At 71.1% G+C, this 18,236-nt stretch carries 15 protein-coding genes and 1 riboswitch; of the genes, 5 read left to right on the top strand and 10 right to left on the bottom strand.

All coding sequences use genetic code 11. The features are described 5' to 3' along the window. Positions 1-60: 60 nt before the first annotated feature. A complete protein-coding gene (gene murG, locus SALMUC_RS12070) occupies positions 61-1,188 on the bottom strand; it encodes an undecaprenyldiphospho-muramoylpentapeptide beta-N-acetylglucosaminyltransferase (protein ID WP_037371852.1) in 1,128 nt (375 codons plus the stop codon). 150 nt (positions 1,189-1,338) lie between these two features. Further along, entirely contained in the window at positions 1,339-2,505 is a 1,167-nt protein-coding gene (locus tag SALMUC_RS12065) for a peptidoglycan glycosyltransferase FtsW (RefSeq protein ID WP_021120297.1), read from the bottom strand. Between the two features lie 159 nt (positions 2,506-2,664). On the opposite strand from SALMUC_RS12065, the gene SALMUC_RS12060 reads away from it, so the two are divergent. Then, complete coding sequence (locus SALMUC_RS12060; protein WP_020042196.1) at positions 2,665-3,846, top strand: BaiN/RdsA family NAD(P)/FAD-dependent oxidoreductase; 1,182 nt, start codon at positions 2,665-2,667, stop codon at positions 3,844-3,846. A gap of 62 nt (positions 3,847-3,908) precedes the next feature. After that, positions 3,909-4,607 (top strand): hypothetical protein, encoded by a 699-nt coding sequence (locus SALMUC_RS12055; RefSeq protein ID WP_020042195.1) that lies wholly within the window; start codon positions 3,909-3,911, stop codon positions 4,605-4,607. Here SALMUC_RS12055 and murD read toward each other — a convergent pair. The 8 genes from murD to mraZ form a co-directional block, all read right to left on the bottom strand. Next, complete coding sequence (murD, locus tag SALMUC_RS12050) at positions 4,604-6,007, bottom strand: UDP-N-acetylmuramoyl-L-alanine--D-glutamate ligase (RefSeq protein WP_020042194.1); 1,404 nt, start codon at positions 6,005-6,007, stop codon at positions 4,604-4,606. The genes SALMUC_RS12055 and murD overlap by 4 nt on opposite strands. Positions 6,008-6,133: 126 nt before the next feature. Continuing rightward, the gene (mraY, locus tag SALMUC_RS12045) at positions 6,134-7,216 is read right to left on the bottom strand and encodes a phospho-N-acetylmuramoyl-pentapeptide-transferase (RefSeq protein WP_020042193.1); all 1,083 of its coding nucleotides are present in this window, start codon (positions 7,214-7,216) and stop codon (positions 6,134-6,136) included. Between the two features lie 10 nt (positions 7,217-7,226). Then, complete coding sequence (locus tag SALMUC_RS12040; RefSeq protein WP_020042192.1) at positions 7,227-8,663, bottom strand: UDP-N-acetylmuramoyl-tripeptide--D-alanyl-D-alanine ligase; 1,437 nt, start codon at positions 8,661-8,663, stop codon at positions 7,227-7,229. Further along, positions 8,660-10,141, bottom strand: coding sequence for a UDP-N-acetylmuramoyl-L-alanyl-D-glutamate--2,6-diaminopimelate ligase (locus SALMUC_RS12035; protein WP_020042191.1), 1,482 nt, complete (start codon positions 10,139-10,141; stop codon positions 8,660-8,662). The genes SALMUC_RS12040 and SALMUC_RS12035 overlap by 4 nt, the downstream gene beginning before the upstream one ends. A 43-nt stretch (positions 10,142-10,184) precedes the next feature. Beyond that, positions 10,185-11,972, bottom strand: a complete 1,788-nt coding sequence (locus tag SALMUC_RS12030) for a peptidoglycan D,D-transpeptidase FtsI family protein (RefSeq protein ID WP_020042190.1) — start codon at positions 11,970-11,972, stop codon at positions 10,185-10,187. Next, on the bottom strand, positions 11,969-12,325 hold the full coding sequence (gene ftsL / locus SALMUC_RS12025) for a cell division protein FtsL (RefSeq protein ID WP_020042189.1): 357 nt from the start codon (positions 12,323-12,325) through the stop codon (positions 11,969-11,971). Before ftsL ends, SALMUC_RS12030 begins: the two co-directional genes overlap by 4 nt. Continuing rightward, positions 12,325-13,317: a 16S rRNA (cytosine(1402)-N(4))-methyltransferase RsmH gene (gene rsmH, locus SALMUC_RS12020; protein WP_020042188.1), complete on the bottom strand. Its 993-nt coding sequence runs from the start codon at positions 13,315-13,317 to the stop codon at positions 12,325-12,327. The genes ftsL and rsmH overlap by 1 nt, the downstream gene beginning before the upstream one ends. Continuing rightward, positions 13,318-13,830, bottom strand: a complete 513-nt coding sequence (gene mraZ, locus SALMUC_RS12015) for a division/cell wall cluster transcriptional repressor MraZ (protein WP_020042187.1) — start codon at positions 13,828-13,830, stop codon at positions 13,318-13,320. A gap of 683 nt (positions 13,831-14,513) precedes the next feature. After that, a riboswitch (cobalamin riboswitch) is annotated at positions 14,514-14,702 on the top strand. Between the two features lie 136 nt (positions 14,703-14,838). On the opposite strand from mraZ, the gene SALMUC_RS12010 reads away from it, so the two are divergent. The 3 genes from SALMUC_RS12010 to SALMUC_RS30455 all read left to right on the top strand — a co-directional run. Beyond that, the gene (locus SALMUC_RS12010) at positions 14,839-16,725 is read left to right on the top strand and encodes a TonB-dependent receptor plug domain-containing protein (RefSeq protein ID WP_020042186.1); all 1,887 of its coding nucleotides are present in this window, start codon (positions 14,839-14,841) and stop codon (positions 16,723-16,725) included. Beyond that, positions 16,712-17,521 carry an ABC transporter substrate-binding protein gene (locus SALMUC_RS12005; RefSeq protein WP_021120293.1) on the top strand — a complete coding sequence of 270 codons (810 nt, stop codon included), beginning with the start codon at positions 16,712-16,714 and terminating at the stop codon, positions 17,519-17,521. The genes SALMUC_RS12010 and SALMUC_RS12005 overlap by 14 nt, the downstream gene beginning before the upstream one ends. Continuing rightward, on the top strand, positions 17,518-18,236 hold a 719-nt coding region (locus SALMUC_RS30455), incomplete at its 3' end, for a FecCD family ABC transporter permease (protein ID WP_037371899.1). The genes SALMUC_RS12005 and SALMUC_RS30455, both read left to right, overlap by 4 nt.

The following is an 18,236-nucleotide window of genomic DNA, read 5'->3' as shown; positions in this document are numbered from 1 at the left end:
GCCTGGCCCCCTGCGCCATGCGGTCGTTCTTGTCGTATTTCACGGCTGCCTGTCCCCTATCTACTGCTCTTGTTCTTGTTGGTCGTACTCGATGCCGGCCAAACCCTCGACGAGCATGGCCAGTTCCTCGGCCGCGTCGGGTTTGGCGACGGAAAGTGCCGCCTGCGACATCTGCAGCGCGCCCTCGGGGTGGTCGAGCACGGCCATGATCGACTCGGCCATGCTTTCGACCGAGAGCTGGCTTTCGGGCATGCGGATCGCCGCGCCCGCGTCGACGAGGGCCTGGGCGTTGACGGTCTGGTGATCGCCCGCCGCCACGGCATAGGGAATGAGGATCGCCGGGCGCCCGATGACCGAGATGTCGGCGACCGACGACGCGCCCGAGCGGGAAATCACCAGCTGCGCCTCGGACATGAGCGCGGGGATGTCGGTGAAGAAGGGCTGCACGTCGGCGTTGATGCCGTTCTCGGCGTAGAATTTGGTCACGCGCTCGCCGTCCTCGTCGCGGGCCTGGTGGCTGACGCGCAGATTGGCGAGCACCTCCATCGGCAGCTGCGCGATGGCGGGCGGGACCACGTCCGACAGGATGCGGGCGCCCTGGCTGCCGCCGATGACGAGGATCGACATGGGGTAGTCGCCGGGCACGATGTAGCCCGCGCCGGCGCGTTCCTTGACCGCCATGCGCACCGGGTTGCCGGTGTGCACGCCGTGGGCGCCTTCGGGCAGCTCGGTCGGCCAGGTGCCGCAGGCGACGATGTCGACCTTGGGCGCGAAGATGCTGTTCACGCGGCCGAGCACGCCGTTCTGCTCGTGGATCATGCGCGGCAGCTTCATCAGCCGGGCCGCGCCGAGCGCGGGGATCGACGGGTAGCCGCCGAAGCCGACGACCACGTCGGGCCGGTCGCGGCGGAAGCGGCGGCGCATCGCCAGCACGCCCGAGGCCACGCGGAAGGGCACGCCCAGTTTCGACAGCAGGCCGCCGCGGGCGAAGGTGGCCGAGCTGACCTCCTCGATCTCGACGGAATGCGGAAAGCCGCCGGTGTAGCGCGCGCCGCGCGCGTCGGTCGACAGTTTCACCCGCCAGCCGCGCCGGAGCATCAGTTCGGCCAGCGCCTGGGCGGGGAACATGTGCCCGCCGGTGCCACCCGCCGCAATGACCAGAAGGGGGGGCCGGAACCTCTCTGACATGATCGCCGTGGACCTCGCTCGCTTCGGGGGCCGCGCGGTGCCGCGGGCCCCTGCCCTCGTGGCCGCCCGGGGCCCCTGCCCCCGGCGGAATGTCGGGCCTCCTTATCCACTCCCGCGCGCCGGGAAAAGCGACGCAGCGGCGCTCGTGCGCTATCGCGGCCGACCGCGCAGGATTTCGCCGATCTCGCCCTGCGGGCGGGTCCGGGTGAAGGCCAGCAGCATGCCCACGGCGAGTCCGCCGGCGATCAGCGAGGAGCCGCCGTAGCTGACGAAGGGCAGCGTCATGCCCTTGGCCGGCAGCAGCCGCACGGCCACGCCCATGTTGATCATGGCCTGCACGCCGAAGATCGCGGCGAGCCCGGTGCCCGCCAGCCGGATGAAGGGATCGCGCTCGCGGATGAGGCGCAGCATCGAGCGCACCACCACGGTGGTGTAGAGCGCGATGATGACAAGCACGAGGATGAGGCCGTATTCCTCGGCCGCCACGGCGATGATGAAGTCGGTATGCGCGTCGGGCAGCGACCATTTCACCTGCCCCTCGCCAACGCCCACGCCGAAGAAGCCGCCCTCCTGGATGGCGTTGGTGGCGTAGCCCATCTGGGTGTTGGGGTCGATGTCGGGGCTGAGGAAGCCGTCGATGCGGCGGGCGAAGTGCTCGGAGTTGTCGTAGGCGAACATGCCGCCCACCACCACGAGCCCCGCCATGCCCACGAGCAGCAGCATCGGCGCGCCGGCCACGAACCACATCACGCCCCAGCCGAAGAGCACGAGGCAGGCCTGCCCGAAATCGGGCTGCAGCGCGAGGATCACGACGATGATCATGCACAGGCCGAAGGACCACGACCGCCCCGGCGGGCCGCCGATCTCCTGGCTGGCGGCCATCATCCAGGCCGCGACCACCACGAAGACGGGTTTGAGGAACTCCGACGGCTGCACCGAGGCGAAGCCGAGGCTGAACCAGCGCACCGCGCCCTTGCCGAAGTCGGTACCGAAGAAAGGCAGCAGGAAGAGCGAGGCGAAGGCCACGACGAAGCCCAGCACCGCGAGCCGCCGCACCACCGTCGGCGAGAACATCGAGGTCAGGAAGAGCGTGCCCAGCGCCACCGCGCCGAAGACCGCCTGCCGCTGCACGTAGTGGAAGGGCATGAGCCCGTTGCGTTCCGCCAGCGGCGGCGAGGCCGCGAGCCCCAGCAGGATGCCGATGCCGAAGAGCATCAGCACGCAGGACAAAGACCAGCGATCGACCGTCCGCCACCACTTGGGCAGGACGGGCTCGCCCTCGCGCACGGGAACCGTGCCGTATACCATTTCCGTCATTGGGAACCGCCGCTCGTCGGGTTGCACTGCCTCACGTCGTCCGGGTTGTCCCGGATCTTGGGTGCGATGCTACCACCGGGCGTGGGCTTTGGGAAGCCTCGCCTGCCGTGGCGCGCGCGCCGCTTGCGCCGCGCCGCGATCCATGCTGATAGGCGCGCCATGCAGGTGGAGACGCTCATCCTCGGGGCCGGCGCGGCCGGGCTCATGTGCGCGGCGCAGGCGGGCGCGGGCACGCTCGTGATCGACCATGCCCGCAACCCGGGCGAGAAGATCCGCATCTCGGGCGGCGGGCGCTGCAACTTCACCAACTACGAGGTGGAGCCCGCGCGGTTCCTCTCGGAGAACCCGCATTTCTGCAAGTCGGCGCTGGCCCGCTACACCCAGTGGGATTTCATCGAGCTGGTCTCGCGCCACGGCATCGCCTGGCACGAGAAGACGCTGGGCCAGCTCTTCTGCGACGGCAAGTCGACACAGATCGTCGCCATGCTGCTGCGCGAGATCGAGGCGGCGGGAGCGGATCTGTGGCTTTCGACCGCGCTGCGCGAACTCTCGCACGACGGCAGCCGCTTCACCGCCCGGCTCGAACGCGAGGGGCGCGAGCAGCAGGTGACGGCGCGCAACGTGGTGCTGGCGACCGGCGGCCGCTCGATCCCCAAGATGGGGGCGACGGGGCTGGCCTACGATCTCGCGGCGCAGTTCGGGCTGGAGATGACCGAGACGCGGCCCGCGCTGGTGCCCTTCACCTTCCCCGAGGGCCGGTTCTCGGCCCTCTCGGGCCTCTCGCTGCCGGTGCGGGCCGCCGCCGGGCGCGGCAGCTTCGACGAGGCGATGCTCTTTACCCATCGCGGGCTGTCCGGCCCCGCGATTCTGCAGGTCTCGAGCTACTGGCGCGAGGGCGAGGAGATCGCCATCGACCTGCTGCCGGGGCAGGACATCGCCGCCGCGCTCAAGGCTGCCCGCGCCGAGAGCGGCCGGCGCGCGCTGACCACGGCGCTCGGCCAGATGCTGCCGCCCAAGCTGGTGGCCCACCTCGCCGAGAGCCTGCCGCTTGGCGGAAACCTCGCGGATCTGTCGGACGCGCGCATCGCGGAGCTGGCGGCGGCGCTGCAGGGCTGGGTGCTGCGGCCGCAGGGCACCGAAGGCTGGCGCACCGCCGAGGTCACGCTGGGCGGCGTCTCGACGGCGGGCCTCTCGTCCAAGACCATGATGGCGCGCGACGTGCCGGGGCTCTACGTCATCGGCGAGGCGGTGGACGTGACCGGCTGGCTGGGGGGCTACAACTTCCAGTGGGCCTGGTCCTCGGGCGTGGCGGCCGGGGACGCGATCGCGCGCGACACTTGAACTCGTCACGCGTCTGTTACATTTTCGTTGGTCAGTCTTAACGAAACCGTCGCGACCCCGTCATGGCCTTTGCAGATCATCCGACCCTCCACCCGGCCAACTGGCTGAGGGACCTGCAGGCGCAGGTGCCGCGCAAGCTGGCGCGCGACTACTGGAACCGGCTGCGCTTCGGCCCCGAGGCGCCGCAGTCGGACGAATGCGTCTACGTGGACCCGGGCCGGACGCACTTCAGCTACGATCCAAAGGCCGCCCGCCGCAAGCTGCGGCGCAGCCATAGCGGTATGGTGCTGGGCGGCGACTGGGACCGCTGCCGCAGGCCGCTGGACAGCCACGTCAAGATCGCCAGCGTGCGCGAGCGCTACCTGGGCGGCGTGCCCTGGGAGCAGACGGCGCTCTTCGACAAGCTGCTGCGCGAGATCCGCGACGGCCACCACCCCGACGGGCTCGAGAGCCGCAAGGAGCTGGTGCAGCGCTACGAGGTGCTGGACCGCGTCTTCGAGGAGACCCGGCGCCGCGGCCGGCTGCTGACCCGCGCCGAGCTGCCGGAGTTCTTCCGGCGCGAACACGGCGGCATCCTGGTGCACATCGACCGCGAAGGCGCGCCGATGCGCGCGGGCGGCGGGATGCACCGCTTCGCCATCGCCAAGGTGCTGGAGCTGCCCGAGATCCCGGCGCAGCTCGGCGTGGTGCACCCGCAGGCGCTGCGCGCGGGGCTGCTGGCGCCGCTGCGGCAGTCGCTGGCGGCGCGGACCGCCGCCTAGGCCTCGAGCGCCGCCTGCACGCGGGCGGTGAAATCGGCGCCCCGCGCCTCGAAGCTGTCGTACTGGTCGAAGCTGGCCGCCGCCGGCGCCAGCAGCACCACCTCGCCGGGCTGCGCCTCGGCCGTGGCGCGGGCGACGGCGGTCTCCATGTCGGTGCAGATGTCGGCCTCGACGCCGGGCAGGCCCAGCGCGAACTGCGCCGCCTCGCGGCCGATGACATAGGCCTTGGCGACATTGCCGAAGCCCGGCGCGAGGCCCTCGAGCCCGCCCTCCTTCATCAGCCCGCCGCAGATCCAGCGGATGCGGCCGAAGGCCAGGAGCGCCTTGACCGCGCTGTCGACGTTGGTGGCCTTGGAGTCGTTGACATAGGTGACCCCGCCCGCCTCGGCGACGATCTGGCTGCGGTGCGGCAGCCCCTCGAAGCTGCGGAAGCCCGCCTCGACCACCCGCGGCGCAAGGCCCAGCGTGCGCACGGCGGCATAGGCGGCGCAGGCGTTCTGGTGGTTGTGGGCGCCGGGCAGCCCGCGCATCTCGCGCAGGTCGATGGCGCCCACCTGCCGGCCCTTGCGCCACTCGGTCAGGAACCCCTTGCGCGCGAAGACCATCCAGCCCGGCCCCGACAGCTTGCGCCCCGAGGAGACGCGGATCACCCGGTCGTCGGTCGGCCCCTCGCCCATCTGGTTGGCAAGGTAGCGGCCCTCGTCCTCGTCCACGCCGATGACGCAGCGGTCCGGCCCGCCCTCCGAGAAGAGCCGCCGCTTGGCCGCGAAATAGCCCCCCAGCCCGCCGTGCCGGTCGAGGTGATCGGGCGTGAGGTTGGTGAAGACCCCCACGTCCGGCGTCAGCGCCCGCGCGAGGTCGGTCTGGTAGGACGAAAGCTCCAGCACCACCACGCCGCCCTCGCCCGGCGGGTCGATGTCGAGCACCCCGCGCCCGATGTTGCCCGCCAGCTGGCTCTCGCGGCCGGCGTGCTGCAGCAGGTGGTGGATCAGGGCCGAGGTGGTCGACTTGCCGTTCGAGCCGGTCACCGCCACCACCTTGGGCGCCACGTCGAACATCTCCCAGTCCGGCGTGGCGACCGAGCGGAAGAAGAGCCCGATGTCGTTGTCGACCGGCACGCCCGCCTCCCAGGCGCGCGCGATCACCGGGTTGGGCGCGGGATAGAGGTGCGGGATCCCGGGCGAGACCACGAGCCGCGCCACCCCCTCGAAGGCGCCCTCGCGGGCCAGCTCGCGCAGGACGAACCCCTCGGCCTCGGCGCGTCCGCGGGCGGCGGCGTTGTCGTCCCAGCACAGCGGCTCGGCGCCGCCCTCGCGCAGCGCGCGCGCCGCCGAAAGCCCCGAGCGTCCCAGCCCGAGCACCGCCACCTGCTGCCCCTCGCACCCCCGAACCGGAATCATCGCGCGCCCCTTATGCCGCCATCGTCCAAGCGGGACCGCCGGCCCGAAGGCCCGGTCCCCGTGCTTCTTCTTGTTCCAAATACGCACCCCCGCGCAAGGCGCAGGCGCACCGGCAGACCGGCGGCCTCAGCGCACCTTGAGCGTCGCGAGGCCGATCATCGCGAGGATCAGCGCGATGATCCAGAAGCGGATCACGATCTGCGGCTCGGCCCAGCCCTTCTTCTCGTAGTGGTGGTGAATGGGCGCCATCAGGAACACCCGTTTCCCCGTCCGCTTGAAGTAGAGCACCTGGATGATGACCGAGAGCGCCTCGACCACGAAGAGCCCGCCCACGATGGCCAGCACGATCTCGTGCTTGGTGGCGACCGCGATGGCCCCCAGCGCGCCACCCAGCGCGAGGCTGCCGGTGTCGCCCATGAAGACCGCCGCCGGCGGGGCGTTGTACCACAGGAAGCCCAGCCCCCCGCCCACGAGGGCCGCCGAGAAGATCAGGATCTCGCCGGTGCCGGGCACGTAGTGGACGTCGAGATACTCGGTGAAGTCGGTGCGGCCCACGGCATAGGCGATGATGCCCAGCGTGCCGCCGGCGATCATCACCGGCATGATCGCCAGCCCGTCGAGCCCGTCGGTGAGGTTCACCGCGTTGGCCGCGCCCACGATCACGATCATCGAGAAGGGCACGAAGAGCCAGCCGAGGTTGAGCAGGAAATCCTTGAAGACCGGGAAGGCCAGCTGCCCGGTCAGCTCGGCCGGGTGGAACCAGGCCGCCCAGGCCCCCGCGAGGCCCGCGATCAGGAAGCCCAGCAGCAGCCGGGTCCGGCCCGAGACGCCGGCGGTGTTCTGCTTGGAGACCTTGGCGTAGTCATCGGCAAAGCCGATGGCCGCGTAGCCCATGGTCACGAAAAGCACCATCCAGACGAAGGCATTGTCCAGCCGCGCCCAGAGCAGCGTCGAGCTGAGCAGCGCGCCCACGATCAGCAGGCCGCCCATGGTGGGGGTGCCCGCCTTCATGACGTGCCCCTCGGGGCCGTCGTCGCGGATCGGCTGGCCCTTGCCCTGCCGTTTGCGCAGCACGTTGATGAGCGGAAGTCCGAAGAGGAAGCCGAAGACCAGCGCGGTCAGAAAGGCTCCGCCCGCCCGGAAGGTGATGTAGCGGAACAGGTTGAAGACGTCGCCGCCATCGCTCAGTTCCGTCAGCCAGTAGAGCATAGGTGTCCCCTTACCCGTTCAAGCTCGCGGCGCCATGTCCCATTTTCCGGATCGCGTCAACCACGCGCCCCAGCGCCATCGACAGCGATCCCTTGACCAGCACGACGTCGCCCGCGTCGAGGTCCTGGACCACGCGGGCGGCCATGGCGCTGCTGCCCTCGGTCCAGTGGCCGCGTTTCTCCTCGGGCAGCGCGCGCCAGAGCTCGCGCATGAGCGGGCCGACGCAGTGCACGATGTCGATCTCCTGCATCGCGGGCAGCGCGGCGAGGTCGCGGTGCATCTCGCCCTCGGAGCGGCCGAGTTCCTTCATGTCGCCGAGGTAGGCGATGCGGCGGCCCTGGCTGACGCGGCCGAGCCCGTCCTCGGGCTGGGCGCCTGCCAGCACCTCGAGCGCCGCGCCCAGCGAGGCGGGATTGGCGTTGTAGGCGTCGTCGATCAGTTCGACCCGCAGATGCGTCTCGACCGGGTCGAGCACGATCGTCTCGCGCAGGCCCCGGCCCGCCCCCGCCTGCCAGCGGCCCAGCGCGGTGACCGCGAGCGCGCGGTCGAGCCCGAGCGCGTGGGTGACCGCCAGCACGCCCATCGCGTTGACGGCGAAATGCCGCCCCGGCACCGGCACCTTGAAGAGCACCGGCGTGCGCCAGGCGCGGCCCTGCGCGACGGTGGTGGCGTCGCCCACGGTGACGCTCTCGACGCGGTGGTGATTGGCGGTGGCCTCGCCGAAGTCGATGACCTGGGCGGCGCGCGCCTCGGCCAGCTCGCGCAGGATCGGGGTCACCGGCAGGTCGCCGTTGATGACGGCGGTGCCGCCGGGCTCCAGCCCCTCGAAGATCGCGCCCTTCTCGCGGGCGATGCCCTCGAGGCTGTCGAAGGCCGCGAGATGCGCGGGCGCGACGATGGTGACCATCGCCACGTGCGGCCGCGCCATGCGCGAGAGCGGGGCGATCTCGCCGGGGTGGTTCATGCCGATCTCGATGACGGCGAAGTCCACGTCGGCGGGCATCCGCGCCAGCGTCAGCGGCACGCCCCAGTGGTTGTTGTAGCTCTTCTCGGCGGCGTGGACCGAACCCTGCGCGCCCAGCACGGTGCGCAGCATCTCCTTGGTCGAGGTCTTGCCGACCGAGCCGGTGACCGCGACGACCTGCGCGCGGGTGCGGTCGCGCGCGGCGCGGCCCAGCGCCTCGAGCCCGGCCTGCACGTCGTCCACGACCAGCAGCGGCGCGTCCTCGGGCAGGCCCTCGGGGACGTGGCTGACCAGCGCCGCCGCCGCGCCCGCCTCGAGCGCCTGCGGCACGAAGTCATGCCCGTCGCGCGCCGCCTTGAGCGCAACGAAGAGATCGCCTTCGGCCAGCGTGCGGGTGTCGATCGAGACCCCGTTTGCCGCCCAGCTCCCGGTCGCGCGGCCGCCCGTGGCCGCCGCTGCCTCGTCCGCCGTCCAGAGGGTCACGAGCCCCTCCCGTCGAGGGCGGCCACGGCCACGCTCGCCTGTTCGACGTCGTCGAAGGGGTAGATCGTGTCGCCGACCACCTGCCCGGTCTCGTGGCCCTTGCCGCAGACCAGCAGCGCGTCGCCCGGGTCGAGCATGTCGACGCCGCGCAGGATCGCCTCGGCGCGGTCGCCGACCTCGGTGGCGCCGGGCGCCCCTTCGAGCACCTGCGCGCGGATCGCGGCGGGGTCCTCGGAGCGGGGGTTGTCGTCGGTGACGATGACATGGTCGGCATGTTCGAGCGCCGCCGCGCCCATGAGCGGGCGCTTGGCGCGGTCGCGGTCGCCGCCGGCGCCGACGATGGCGATGAGCCGGCCCATGACGTGCGGGCGCAGCGCCTGGATGGCGGTGGCCACGGCGGCGGGCGTGTGGGCGTAGTCGACGTAGACCGCCGCGCCGTTGTCGCGGGCGGCGGCGAGCTGCATCCGGCCGTGCACGGTCTCGAGCCGTTCGAGAGCGCGGAAGACCTCCTCGGCCTCGGCGCCGCAGGCGATGACGAGACCCGCCGCGACCAGCGCGTTCTGGCCCTGGAAGCCGCCGATCAGCGGCAGGCGGATCTGCTCGACCACGCCGTGCCACGAGAGCCGCAGGTCCTGTCCGGTGGCGTCGAAGCGCTGGCCCAGCAGGCGCAGGTGCGCGCCCTCGGCCTCGCCCACGGTGATGACCTCCTGCCCGCGCGCCTTGGCGATGGCCAGCATGTCGATGCCGCGGGCGTCGTCGATGTTGACGACGGCGGTGCCGTCCTCGGGCAGGACGCGGGCGAAGAGCCCGGCCTTGGCGGTGAAATATTCCTCGAAATCAGCGTGGTAGTCGAGGTGATCCTGCGTGAAGTTGGTAAAGCCCGCCGCCGTGAGCTGCACCCCGTCGAGCCGCCGCTGGTCGAGCCCGTGGCTCGAGGCCTCCATCGCGGCGTGATCGACGCCCGCCGCCGCGGCCTCGGCCAGCGCCTTGTGCAGGGTGATCGGCTCGGGCGTGGTGTGGCGCAGGGGGGCCTGCCAGTCGCCCTCGACCCCGGTGGTGCCGAGGTTGATCGCGCGGAAGCCCAGCTCCTGCCAGATGCGGCGCACGAAGGTGGCCACGCTGGTCTTGCCGTTGGTGCCGGTCACGGCGACCATCGTGCCGGGCTGGGCCCCGAAGAAGAGCGCGGAGGCGAAGGCCAGCGCCTGGCGCGGCTCGGCGGCGATGACCAGCGCGGCCTCGCTTTCGGCCAGCGCCGCCTCGGCCATCTTCGCGCCCTCGGCGTCGGTCAGCACCGCCACGGCGCCCTGCGCGAGGGCGGTGTCGATGAAGGTGGCGCCATGGACCTTCGTGCCGGGCATCGCGGCGAAGAGATGCCCCGGCATGACGGCGCGGCTGTCCACGGAAATGCCGGTCACATGCGCCTCGCGCCCGCCGCGCGCGGTCAGCCCCAGTTGCGACAGGCTTCTGCCCTCGTCCATGACGGCCCCCTTCCTTGCCCGATGGCGATTGATCGGGATGCGGTCACTGACTGACCAGCATCACCTCTGCCATGTCGCCCATATCATACTCGGGGCGCAAGCCAAGAAGGGGCGCGATCCGGCCGATCATCTCGGCGGCAACCGGCACGGCGGTCCAGCCGGCGGTGCGGCGCGGCTTGGCGCCCGAGGTCTCGACCGGCTCGTCGAGGGTGACCACGAGGACGTAGCGGGGATCGTCGGCGGGGAAGATCGAGGCGAAGGTCGCGATGACCTTGTCCTTGTAGTAGCCGCCGCCGCGCTCCTTGGGCTTGTCGGCGGTGCCGGTCTTGCCGCCGACGCGGTAGCCGGGAACCTCGCCGAAGCTGGCGGTGCCCTCGGTCACGACCTTGCGCAGCATGATCCGCGCGGCGTTGGCGGCGCGTTCGGACATCACCCGCTCGCCCAGCTGCGGGCCCTGCTGGCGCAGCAGCGTGGGCCGCACGCTGCGCCCGCCGTTGGCGATGGCGGCATAGCCCGCCGCGAGGTGCAGCGGCGTGGTGCTGATGCCGTGGCCGTAGGAGATGGTCACAGTGGACAGATCGGTCCAGCGGGCGGGCAGCAGGGGCTGGCCGCCCTTGGCCTCGATCATCTCGAAGGGCACGGGCTGGAAGAAACCGAGGCGTTCCAGGAACTCCTTCTGCCGCGCGGTGCCGATGGCGAGCGCGAGCTTGCCGGTGCCGCGGTTCGAGCTTTTCACGATGATGTCCTCGACCGACAGCTCGCCGTAGTTCTTGTTGTGGAACTCGCCGATGCGGTGGCCGCCGACCTTGAAGGGCGGCTTGGTGTCGATCACCGTGTCGGGGCTCACGAGGCCGAGGTCCACGGCCTGCGCGGCGGCGAAGATCTTGAAGGTCGAGCCCAACTCGTAGACGCCCTGCACCGCGCGGTTGAACAGCGGGCTGTCCGAGGGGCTGCCCTCGACCGGCGGCCGGGGGCGGTCGTTGGGGTCGAAGTCGGGCAGCGAGGCGATGGAGATGACCTCGCCCGTCTTGACGTCCATCAGCACGCTGGAGGCGCCGCGGGCGTTCATCAACCGCATGCCGGCGTCGAGCACGCGCTCGGTCGCGGCCTGCACGGTGAGGTCGATGGACAGCTCGAGCGGCGCGCCCTCGCGGGCGGGATCGCGCAGCGGGTCGTCGAAGTACTTCTCGAGCCCCGCGGTGCCGATCACCTCGGCGGAATGCACGCCCTCGCGGCCGAAGCTGGCGCCGCCGAGGATATGCGCGGCGAGCTTGCCGTTGGGATAGAGCCGCATCTCGCGCGGGCCGAAGAGCAGGCCCGGCTCGCCGATGTCGTGCACCGCCTGCATCTGCTCGGGGCTGATCTTCTTCTTGACCCAGAGGAACTTTCGCTTGCCGGTGAAGTCCTTGACCAGCCGCTCGCGGTCGAGGTCGGGGAAGATCCCGACCAGCGCCTCGGCGGTGCGCTCGGGCTCGATCATCTGGTGCGGGTGGGCGTAGAGGGAGTGCGTCTCCATGTTGGTGGCAAGCACCCTGCCGCGCCGGTCGACGATGTCGGCGCGGCTGGCGATGATCGAGGCGCCGGAGGCGCGGGCGCGCGGCTCCTCGGGCTCGGACGAGGCGAGCACGCCCATGCGGGCGCCGACGGTGACGAAGGCAAAGAAGAACATCGCGCCCAGCACCAGAAGGCGGCCCTCAGCGCGCACGCGGGCCTTGTCGCGCATCTGTTCGTGGCGGATGCGCAGGTTCTCGCGCTCGATGGCGTCGGGGTTCTCGCCCTTCTGGCGGGCGTCGAGGATGCGGGCGAGCGGGCGGAGCGGCGTTCGGGTCATTGGCTGGCCTCTCTATCGGCGTTCGCGCTGTTCACGTCGACGGGATCGGTCACCACCAGCGCCCGGGTCTCGGGGTAGGAGACCTGGTCGACGCTGCCGAACTGGTCGGCGCGCAGGGGCAGCAGGCCGAGGCGTTCGAAGTTGATCTCGGCAAGGTCGCGCAGCCGGTCGGGGCGGTTGAGGTAGGCCCATTCCGCCCGCAACACCGCCAGCTTGGCGCGGGCGTCGGCGATGTCGCGCTGCAGGTCCTCGACATGCTCGAGCGAGGCCTGCGTCTGGTAGTTCTCGCGGTAGGCCCAGAAGGCCAGCCCGATGACGGTCAGGAAGGTCGTGACGTAGATGACGGAATGCATCAGCCTTTCCCCTTGAGCTGCGGCATGGAAATGGTCTTCGCCCCGATCTCGCCGGCCGGTGCCTCGGTGCGGCGGCCGATGCGCAGGCGGGCCGAGCGGGCGCGCGGGTTCTGCGCGAGCTCGTCCTCGTCGGGGCCGGTGGCCTTGCGGGTCAGAAGCTCGAAGCGCGGCGCCTCGGTCTCGACGGCGGGGGCGTGGCGGCTCACGGTGTCGAGCTTGCCGGTGCGGGACTGGAAGAAGCGCTTGACCATGCGGTCCTCGACCGAGTGGAAAGTCACGACGCAGAGCCAGCCGCCGGGTTTCAGCACCCGTTCGGCGGCCATGAGCCCCTGCCAGAGCGCGGCGTATTCGTCGTTCACCGCGATACGCAGCGCCTGGAAGCTGCGGGTCGCGGGGTGCGACTGGCCGGGCTTGGGGCGCGGCAGGCAGGACTCGACGATCTCGGCGAGCCGGCCGGTGGTCTCGATGGGGGCCGCGTCGCGGGCCTTGACGATGGCCCGCGCGATGCGGCGCGAGGCGCGCTCCTCGCCGTAGGTGAAGAGAATGTCAGCGAGCGCGGTGGCGTCGAGCCGGTTCACGAGGTCGGCGGCGGTTTCGCCCGACTGGCCCATGCGCATGTCGAGCGGGCCGTCCTTCTGGAAGGAGAATCCGCGCTCGGCGCGGTCGAGCTGCATGGACGAGACGCCGAGGTCGAGCACGACGCCCTCGACCTGCTCGGCGTGGCGGTCCATCTCGGCGAAGTTGTCCTCGACCAGTTCGAGCCGGTCGCCGTAGGCGGGGGCCCAGTCGCGGGCCATCTCGTGCGCGAGCGGGTCGCGGTCGATGCCGATGACCTTGTCGGCGCCGGCCTCGAGCAACCCGCGGGCATAGCCCCCCGCCCCGAGCGTGCCGTCGATCCAGGTGCCCTGCACCGGCGCCACGGCGCGCAGCAGGGGCCGCAGCAGGACCGGGACGTGCGGTGCGGCGGTGGGGTCTTCGGCCGCCGGTGCCATTCAGACCTCCTCGTCCGCGTCGTCGTCCTCGTCGAGAAGCTCGAGCGGGTCGCCGTCGAAGTCGTCGAGCTCGTCCTCGGTCTCGGCCACGTCGGCCTCGTAGGCGCCCGGCTCCCAGATCTGGAAGGTGTCGACGTTCCCTGCGAACTGCGCCTCGGAGGTGATGCCGATCTTGTCGCGCAGCTTGGCGGGGATGACGATGCGGCCGGTGTCGTCGACGCTGGTGGTGATCGACTGGGTCGAGAAGAGCCGCTCGAGCATGCGCCGGCGCTTGGAGCCGCGCTTCATCCGGCTGATACGGTCCTCGACCTCCTCGATTTCCTCGATGGTGTAGCACTCGAGGTAGCGGCGGCGGTGGTCGCCGTAGACGATGACGAAGTTGGGCGCGAGGCCGTCGGTCCAGTCGGGATCGCCGGCCTGCAGGACACGGCGGAAAGAGGCCGGGATCGAGACCCTGCCCTTCGTGTCGACCTTGTGCCGACTCTCGCCTCTGAACCTAAGCCTGCGGCCCACTGTCCCTACTCGCCCCCTTTTAAACGAAATACGGCGGGTTGATCTGCTGCCACTGATCAACCCGCCGCCTTGACCCGCCGAGCGGGTTAGTCCGACTGCGCGCGCCACCTGGGGGGATGCTGCTCGCCCGCGCGCCGGATTCTGTTGTCACGATGAGAGGCGAGCGCCTGTATGAACCTGCTCTTTTATTTTTTGAGATGCCTTGGCGCCGTCTTGGTGGCGCCCTTTGGCCCGTCCCTCATCGTGGTTAAATGTATGTCATGGGAATTCATGGTACGCAACAGATTTTTATGGGAAATCGCCACAGCATCTTGTCCACAGGGGGTGTGGAAAACAAGATATTGGGGTCAAAATGGCCGGATTTCACGAACATGTGGTGAGCGGGAACCAGCCAATGTCCATATATAGTTGCGGTCTTGCCGTCCCACGAAATGCCATGAAGCCGGAATTTTCTTCCGGTGAGGGGCCGGATCGGTGGCCGAATAGCAGGGCCACCCGGAGCGGACCACAGCGAAAAACGCAGGAATCGCGGGGTGTGGCAGGAATGCCGAGTCGGATTCGGGCGGTGCTCCCTGCCCCGCCGCCCATGCCGGTGACAGGTCGGCCCATGATTTCCCATGAGCCCGCCCGCCACGGTCCGGCGGCTGACCGGGATTGCGCCTTGCGCGGGCCGCCGCGCCGCAGTATCGACGGCCTGCCTCGGTCCGGGCCAAAATCCGGATAATAGGGAACGCGGTTCGATGCCGCGACTGCCCCCGCAACTGTGAGCGGCGAGCGCGTCCGGCACATGCCACTGGACCGAGAGGTCCGGGAAGGCCCGAGGCGCGCGGAGACCCGCAAGTCAGGAGACCTGCCCAGGCGATCACCCTCCCCTTGCGCGGGGCGCGCTGCGGGGAACGGTCCTTTCCGTTCGTGGTGACGCAAGCGCCGACGACGGGGGGCCTTTCGTCTTCCGCGCCGGCATCGACCATCGCCCCTCGGGGCCCCCGTGGAAGGGAACAACACGCGATGACACGCATTCTGACGACCGTCTCCGCCCTCGCGCTGGGTCTGGGGCTGCCGCCCCAGGCCGCGCAGGCGCAGGAGGACGCGGCGCCCGTGAACCTGGGCACGCTCACGCTCTATGCCAACCTCACCGAGTTCCGGCTCTCGCGCACCGGCAGCGCCGTCGAGCTGCTGACCGAGGAGGAGCTGGACCGCGCGCCCGAGACCACGTTGGCCGACCGGCTGGACCGGCTCCCGGGCGTCACCAGCGCGGCCAACGGCGGGCCCGGCCAGACCGCGAGCGTCTCGCTGCGCGGACTGCCGAACCGCTATGCGCCGGTCTACATCAACGGCATCGAGGCGACCGACACCTCGGCCCCGCAGGCGATCTTCAACTTCGGCAACGTGCTGCCCGGCGGCATCGCGCGCGCCGAGGTGGTGAAGGGCTCGCAGTCCGCGCTCTACGGCTCGGAGGCCGTGGGCGGCATCGTCGCGCTGGACACCGTGAAGGCACCGGACGCGCCGGGCCGCGAGGGCAAGGCCTCGGCCGAGGTGGGCAGCTTCGGCACCAGGAATGCCACGCTGAGCTACGGCATCGCGGACGAGCGGTCGGGCCTCGCCATGTCGCTGTCGCACTTCGCGACCGACGGCTACAGCGCGGTCGAGGCGGACGGCTACGACGAGGACGACGGCTTTTCGGGCACGCAGCTGGGCTTCGACGGCTACTACGATGCCACCGACGCGCTGCGGCTGGGCCTTTCGGGCTTCTACACGCGGGTCGAGGGCGACTACGACGCCAACGGCGCGCCCGACCCGGAGGCGGGCGATTTCGACTCCGACAGCCGGGGCCTGCGCGCCTATGCCGAGTTGCAGACCGGCGCGGTGCTGCACGAGCTGTCGCTGTCGCGCTACCTGATCGACCGGACGCTGGGCGACGGCAGCTTCGACGACGACTACGACTCGCGCCGCGACGTGCTGGCCTATACCGGCACCTGGGAGATCGACGCGGACCGCAGCTTCACCTTCGGGGCGGACACGACCCGCGAGGCGGCGACCTTCTCGGCGGCGGTCTACGATGCGAGCTTCGCGCGCGTGGGCACGGCGACCAACGACGAGGACGTCACGACCACCGGCGTCTTCGCGGAATACGCCTGGGCGGTGACACCCGAGATCGACACGGTGCTGAGCCTGCGCCACGACGATCACTCGGAGTTCGGCGGCGAGACCACGGGCCGCGCCGCGCTGAGCTGGCGCGCGACCGAGGGGCTGACGCTGCGGGCGACGCTGGCGACGGGCTACCGCGCGCCCTCGCTCTACGAGCTCTACGATCCGACCTACGGCAACGACGGGATCGACCCCGAGACCAGCCGCAGCGCCGAGATCGGCGCCGACTATGCCTTTGCCAACGGGGCGACGCTGGGCGGGACGCTGTTCTACACCGAGATCGACGAGCTGATCGACTACAGCTTCGCCGCGGGCGGCTATGACCAGGTGGACGGCACGACCGTGTCGCAGGGCCTCGAGCTGAGCGGCAGCCTGCCGCTGGGCCAGCGCGTCGACCTGACCGGCGGCTTCACCTATACCGACGTGCGCGACGCGAACGACGATCCGCTGCAGCGCGTGCCGCGCTACGACGTGACGCTGGGGCTGGACGCGCGGATCACCGACCGGCTGTCGGGCGGCCTGAGCGTGACGCACAAGGCGGATTTCCCCGACACCTACGGCGTGGGCTTCGCGCCCGAGCCGGTGGACGACTACACGGTGGTCAACGCGCGGATGGGCTACACCTTCGACAACGGGACCGAGGCCTATCTTCGGATCGAGAACCTGACGGACGAGCAATACAACGTGGTGCCCGACTACCAGACCTCGGACCGCGCGGCCTATTTCGGGATCCGTGCGTCCTTCTAGGCTCATATCCCTTGCCGCCGCGCTGGTCCTGACCGGCGCGGCGGCGCTTGCCCAGGCGCCCGCGCGCGTGGTCTCGCTGAACGTCTGCACGGATCAGCTGGCCATGCTGCTGGCGGCGCCGGGGCAGATCGCGGCGGTCTCGAAGCTGTCGCGCGATCCGCGCACCTCGTCCATGGCCGAGGCGGCGCGGGACTATCCCGTCACCGGCGGCGCGGCCGAGGCGGTGGTGCTGCTGGAGCCCGACCTCGTGCTTGCCGGGCGCTGGACGACGCGGGCGACGGTGCAGATGCTGGAGCGGCTGGGCTACTGGGTCGAGACCTTCGACCCCGCGACCTCGCTGGCGGATGCACGCGCCAACATCGAGCGCATGGGCGCCCTGCTGGGGCGCGAGGACCGGGCCGCCGAGGTGATCGCGCGCTTCGATGCACGCCTCGCGGCTCTGCGCGAGACGCCCGAGGCGCGCCCGCGCGCGGTGCTCTACCAGCCGCACGGGGCGACGGCGGGGCCCGGCTCGCTCGCCGACGACATCCTGGCATCGGCGGGGATCGAGAACATCGGCGGCGGGACCTTCGCGATGGAGGAGCTGGTGCTGGCCGAGCCGGACCTGATCCTCGTGGGAGAGCCCTACGGCGGGCACGCGCGGGCCACGGAATATCGCCGCCACCCGGCGCTGCGCGCGACGGGCGCGCTGCGCGAGGTGCCGGACGGCGCCGACTGGGTCTGCGAGACGCCGCACCTGCTGGACGCCGTCGCGACCATGCGCGCGTTGCGCCGCGACTGGGAGGCCGCGCGATGAAGCTCTGGCTGCCGCTCTGCGCGCTGGTGCTGGCGCTGCTGCTGGCCTCGCTCTTCCTCGGGCATGCCGCGATCCCGCCGGGACCCGCGCTGGCCGGGCTCTTCGGCGGGGGCGAGGACCTCTACGCGCTGGTGATGCAGCAGATCCGCCTGCCCCGCGCCCTGCTGGCCGCGCTGGTGGGCGCGGCGCTGGGGCTTTCGGGGGCGGCGATGCAGGGCTACCTGCGCAATCCGCTGGCCGAGCCGGGGCTGATCGGCGTCACCGGATCGGCGGCGCTGGGGGCGGTGATCGCGCTGCAGACGGGGCTCGCGGGCGCCTTCGCGCTGGCGCTGCCGCTGGCGGCGCTGGTCTTTGCCGCGGGCGCCGTGGGGCTGATCCTGCTGCTGGCGGGGCCGCGCGGCGGATCGCTGACGCTGATCCTCGCGGGAATCGCGGTCTCGGCGCTGGCGGGGGCGCTGACCTCGCTGGCGCTGAACCTCTCGCCCAACCCCTATGCCACCTACGAGATCGTCTTCTGGATGATGGGCTCGGTCGCCGACCGCACGCTCGAACACGTGGCGCTGGCGGCGCCGCTGATCGCGCTGGGGGCCGCCGCGCTGCTGAGCATGGGCCGCGGCCTCGACGCGCTGACGCTGGGCGAGGACGCGGCCGAGGCGCTGGGGATCGGGCTGCGCGGCATGCGCCTGCGCCTGCTCTTCGGCACGGCGGCGGCGGT

The sequence above is a fragment of the Salipiger mucosus DSM 16094 genome, from assembly GCF_000442255.1.
In the GTDB taxonomy this organism is placed as follows: Bacteria; Pseudomonadota; Alphaproteobacteria; order Rhodobacterales; family Rhodobacteraceae; genus Salipiger; species Salipiger mucosus.
The sequence above is the reverse complement of the archived record's forward strand: the minus strand, read 5'-3'. Positions and strand labels throughout refer to the sequence as shown.

Excerpts from the sequence above, each read along its gene's own strand:
- murG (WP_037371852.1), bottom strand. The coding sequence starts at position 1,188 with ATGTCAGAGAGGTTCCGGCCCCCCCTTCTGGTCATTGCGGCGGGTGGC.
- SALMUC_RS12065 (WP_021120297.1), bottom strand. The coding sequence starts at position 2,505 with ATGACGGAAATGGTATACGGCACGGTTCCCGTGCGCGAGGGCGAGCCC.
- SALMUC_RS12060 (WP_020042196.1), top strand. The coding sequence starts at position 2,665 with ATGCAGGTGGAGACGCTCATCCTCGGGGCCGGCGCGGCCGGGCTCATG.
- SALMUC_RS12055 (WP_020042195.1), top strand. The coding sequence starts at position 3,909 with ATGGCCTTTGCAGATCATCCGACCCTCCACCCGGCCAACTGGCTGAGG.
- murD (WP_020042194.1), bottom strand. The coding sequence starts at position 6,007 with ATGATTCCGGTTCGGGGGTGCGAGGGGCAGCAGGTGGCGGTGCTCGGG.
- mraY (WP_020042193.1), bottom strand. The coding sequence starts at position 7,216 with ATGCTCTACTGGCTGACGGAACTGAGCGATGGCGGCGACGTCTTCAAC.
- SALMUC_RS12035 (WP_020042191.1), bottom strand. The coding sequence starts at position 10,141 with ATGGACGAGGGCAGAAGCCTGTCGCAACTGGGGCTGACCGCGCGCGGC.
- SALMUC_RS12030 (WP_020042190.1), bottom strand. The coding sequence starts at position 11,972 with ATGACCCGAACGCCGCTCCGCCCGCTCGCCCGCATCCTCGACGCCCGC.
- ftsL (WP_020042189.1), bottom strand. The coding sequence starts at position 12,325 with ATGCATTCCGTCATCTACGTCACGACCTTCCTGACCGTCATCGGGCTG.
- rsmH (WP_020042188.1), bottom strand. The coding sequence starts at position 13,317 with ATGGCACCGGCGGCCGAAGACCCCACCGCCGCACCGCACGTCCCGGTC.
- SALMUC_RS12010 (WP_020042186.1), top strand. The coding sequence starts at position 14,839 with ATGACACGCATTCTGACGACCGTCTCCGCCCTCGCGCTGGGTCTGGGG.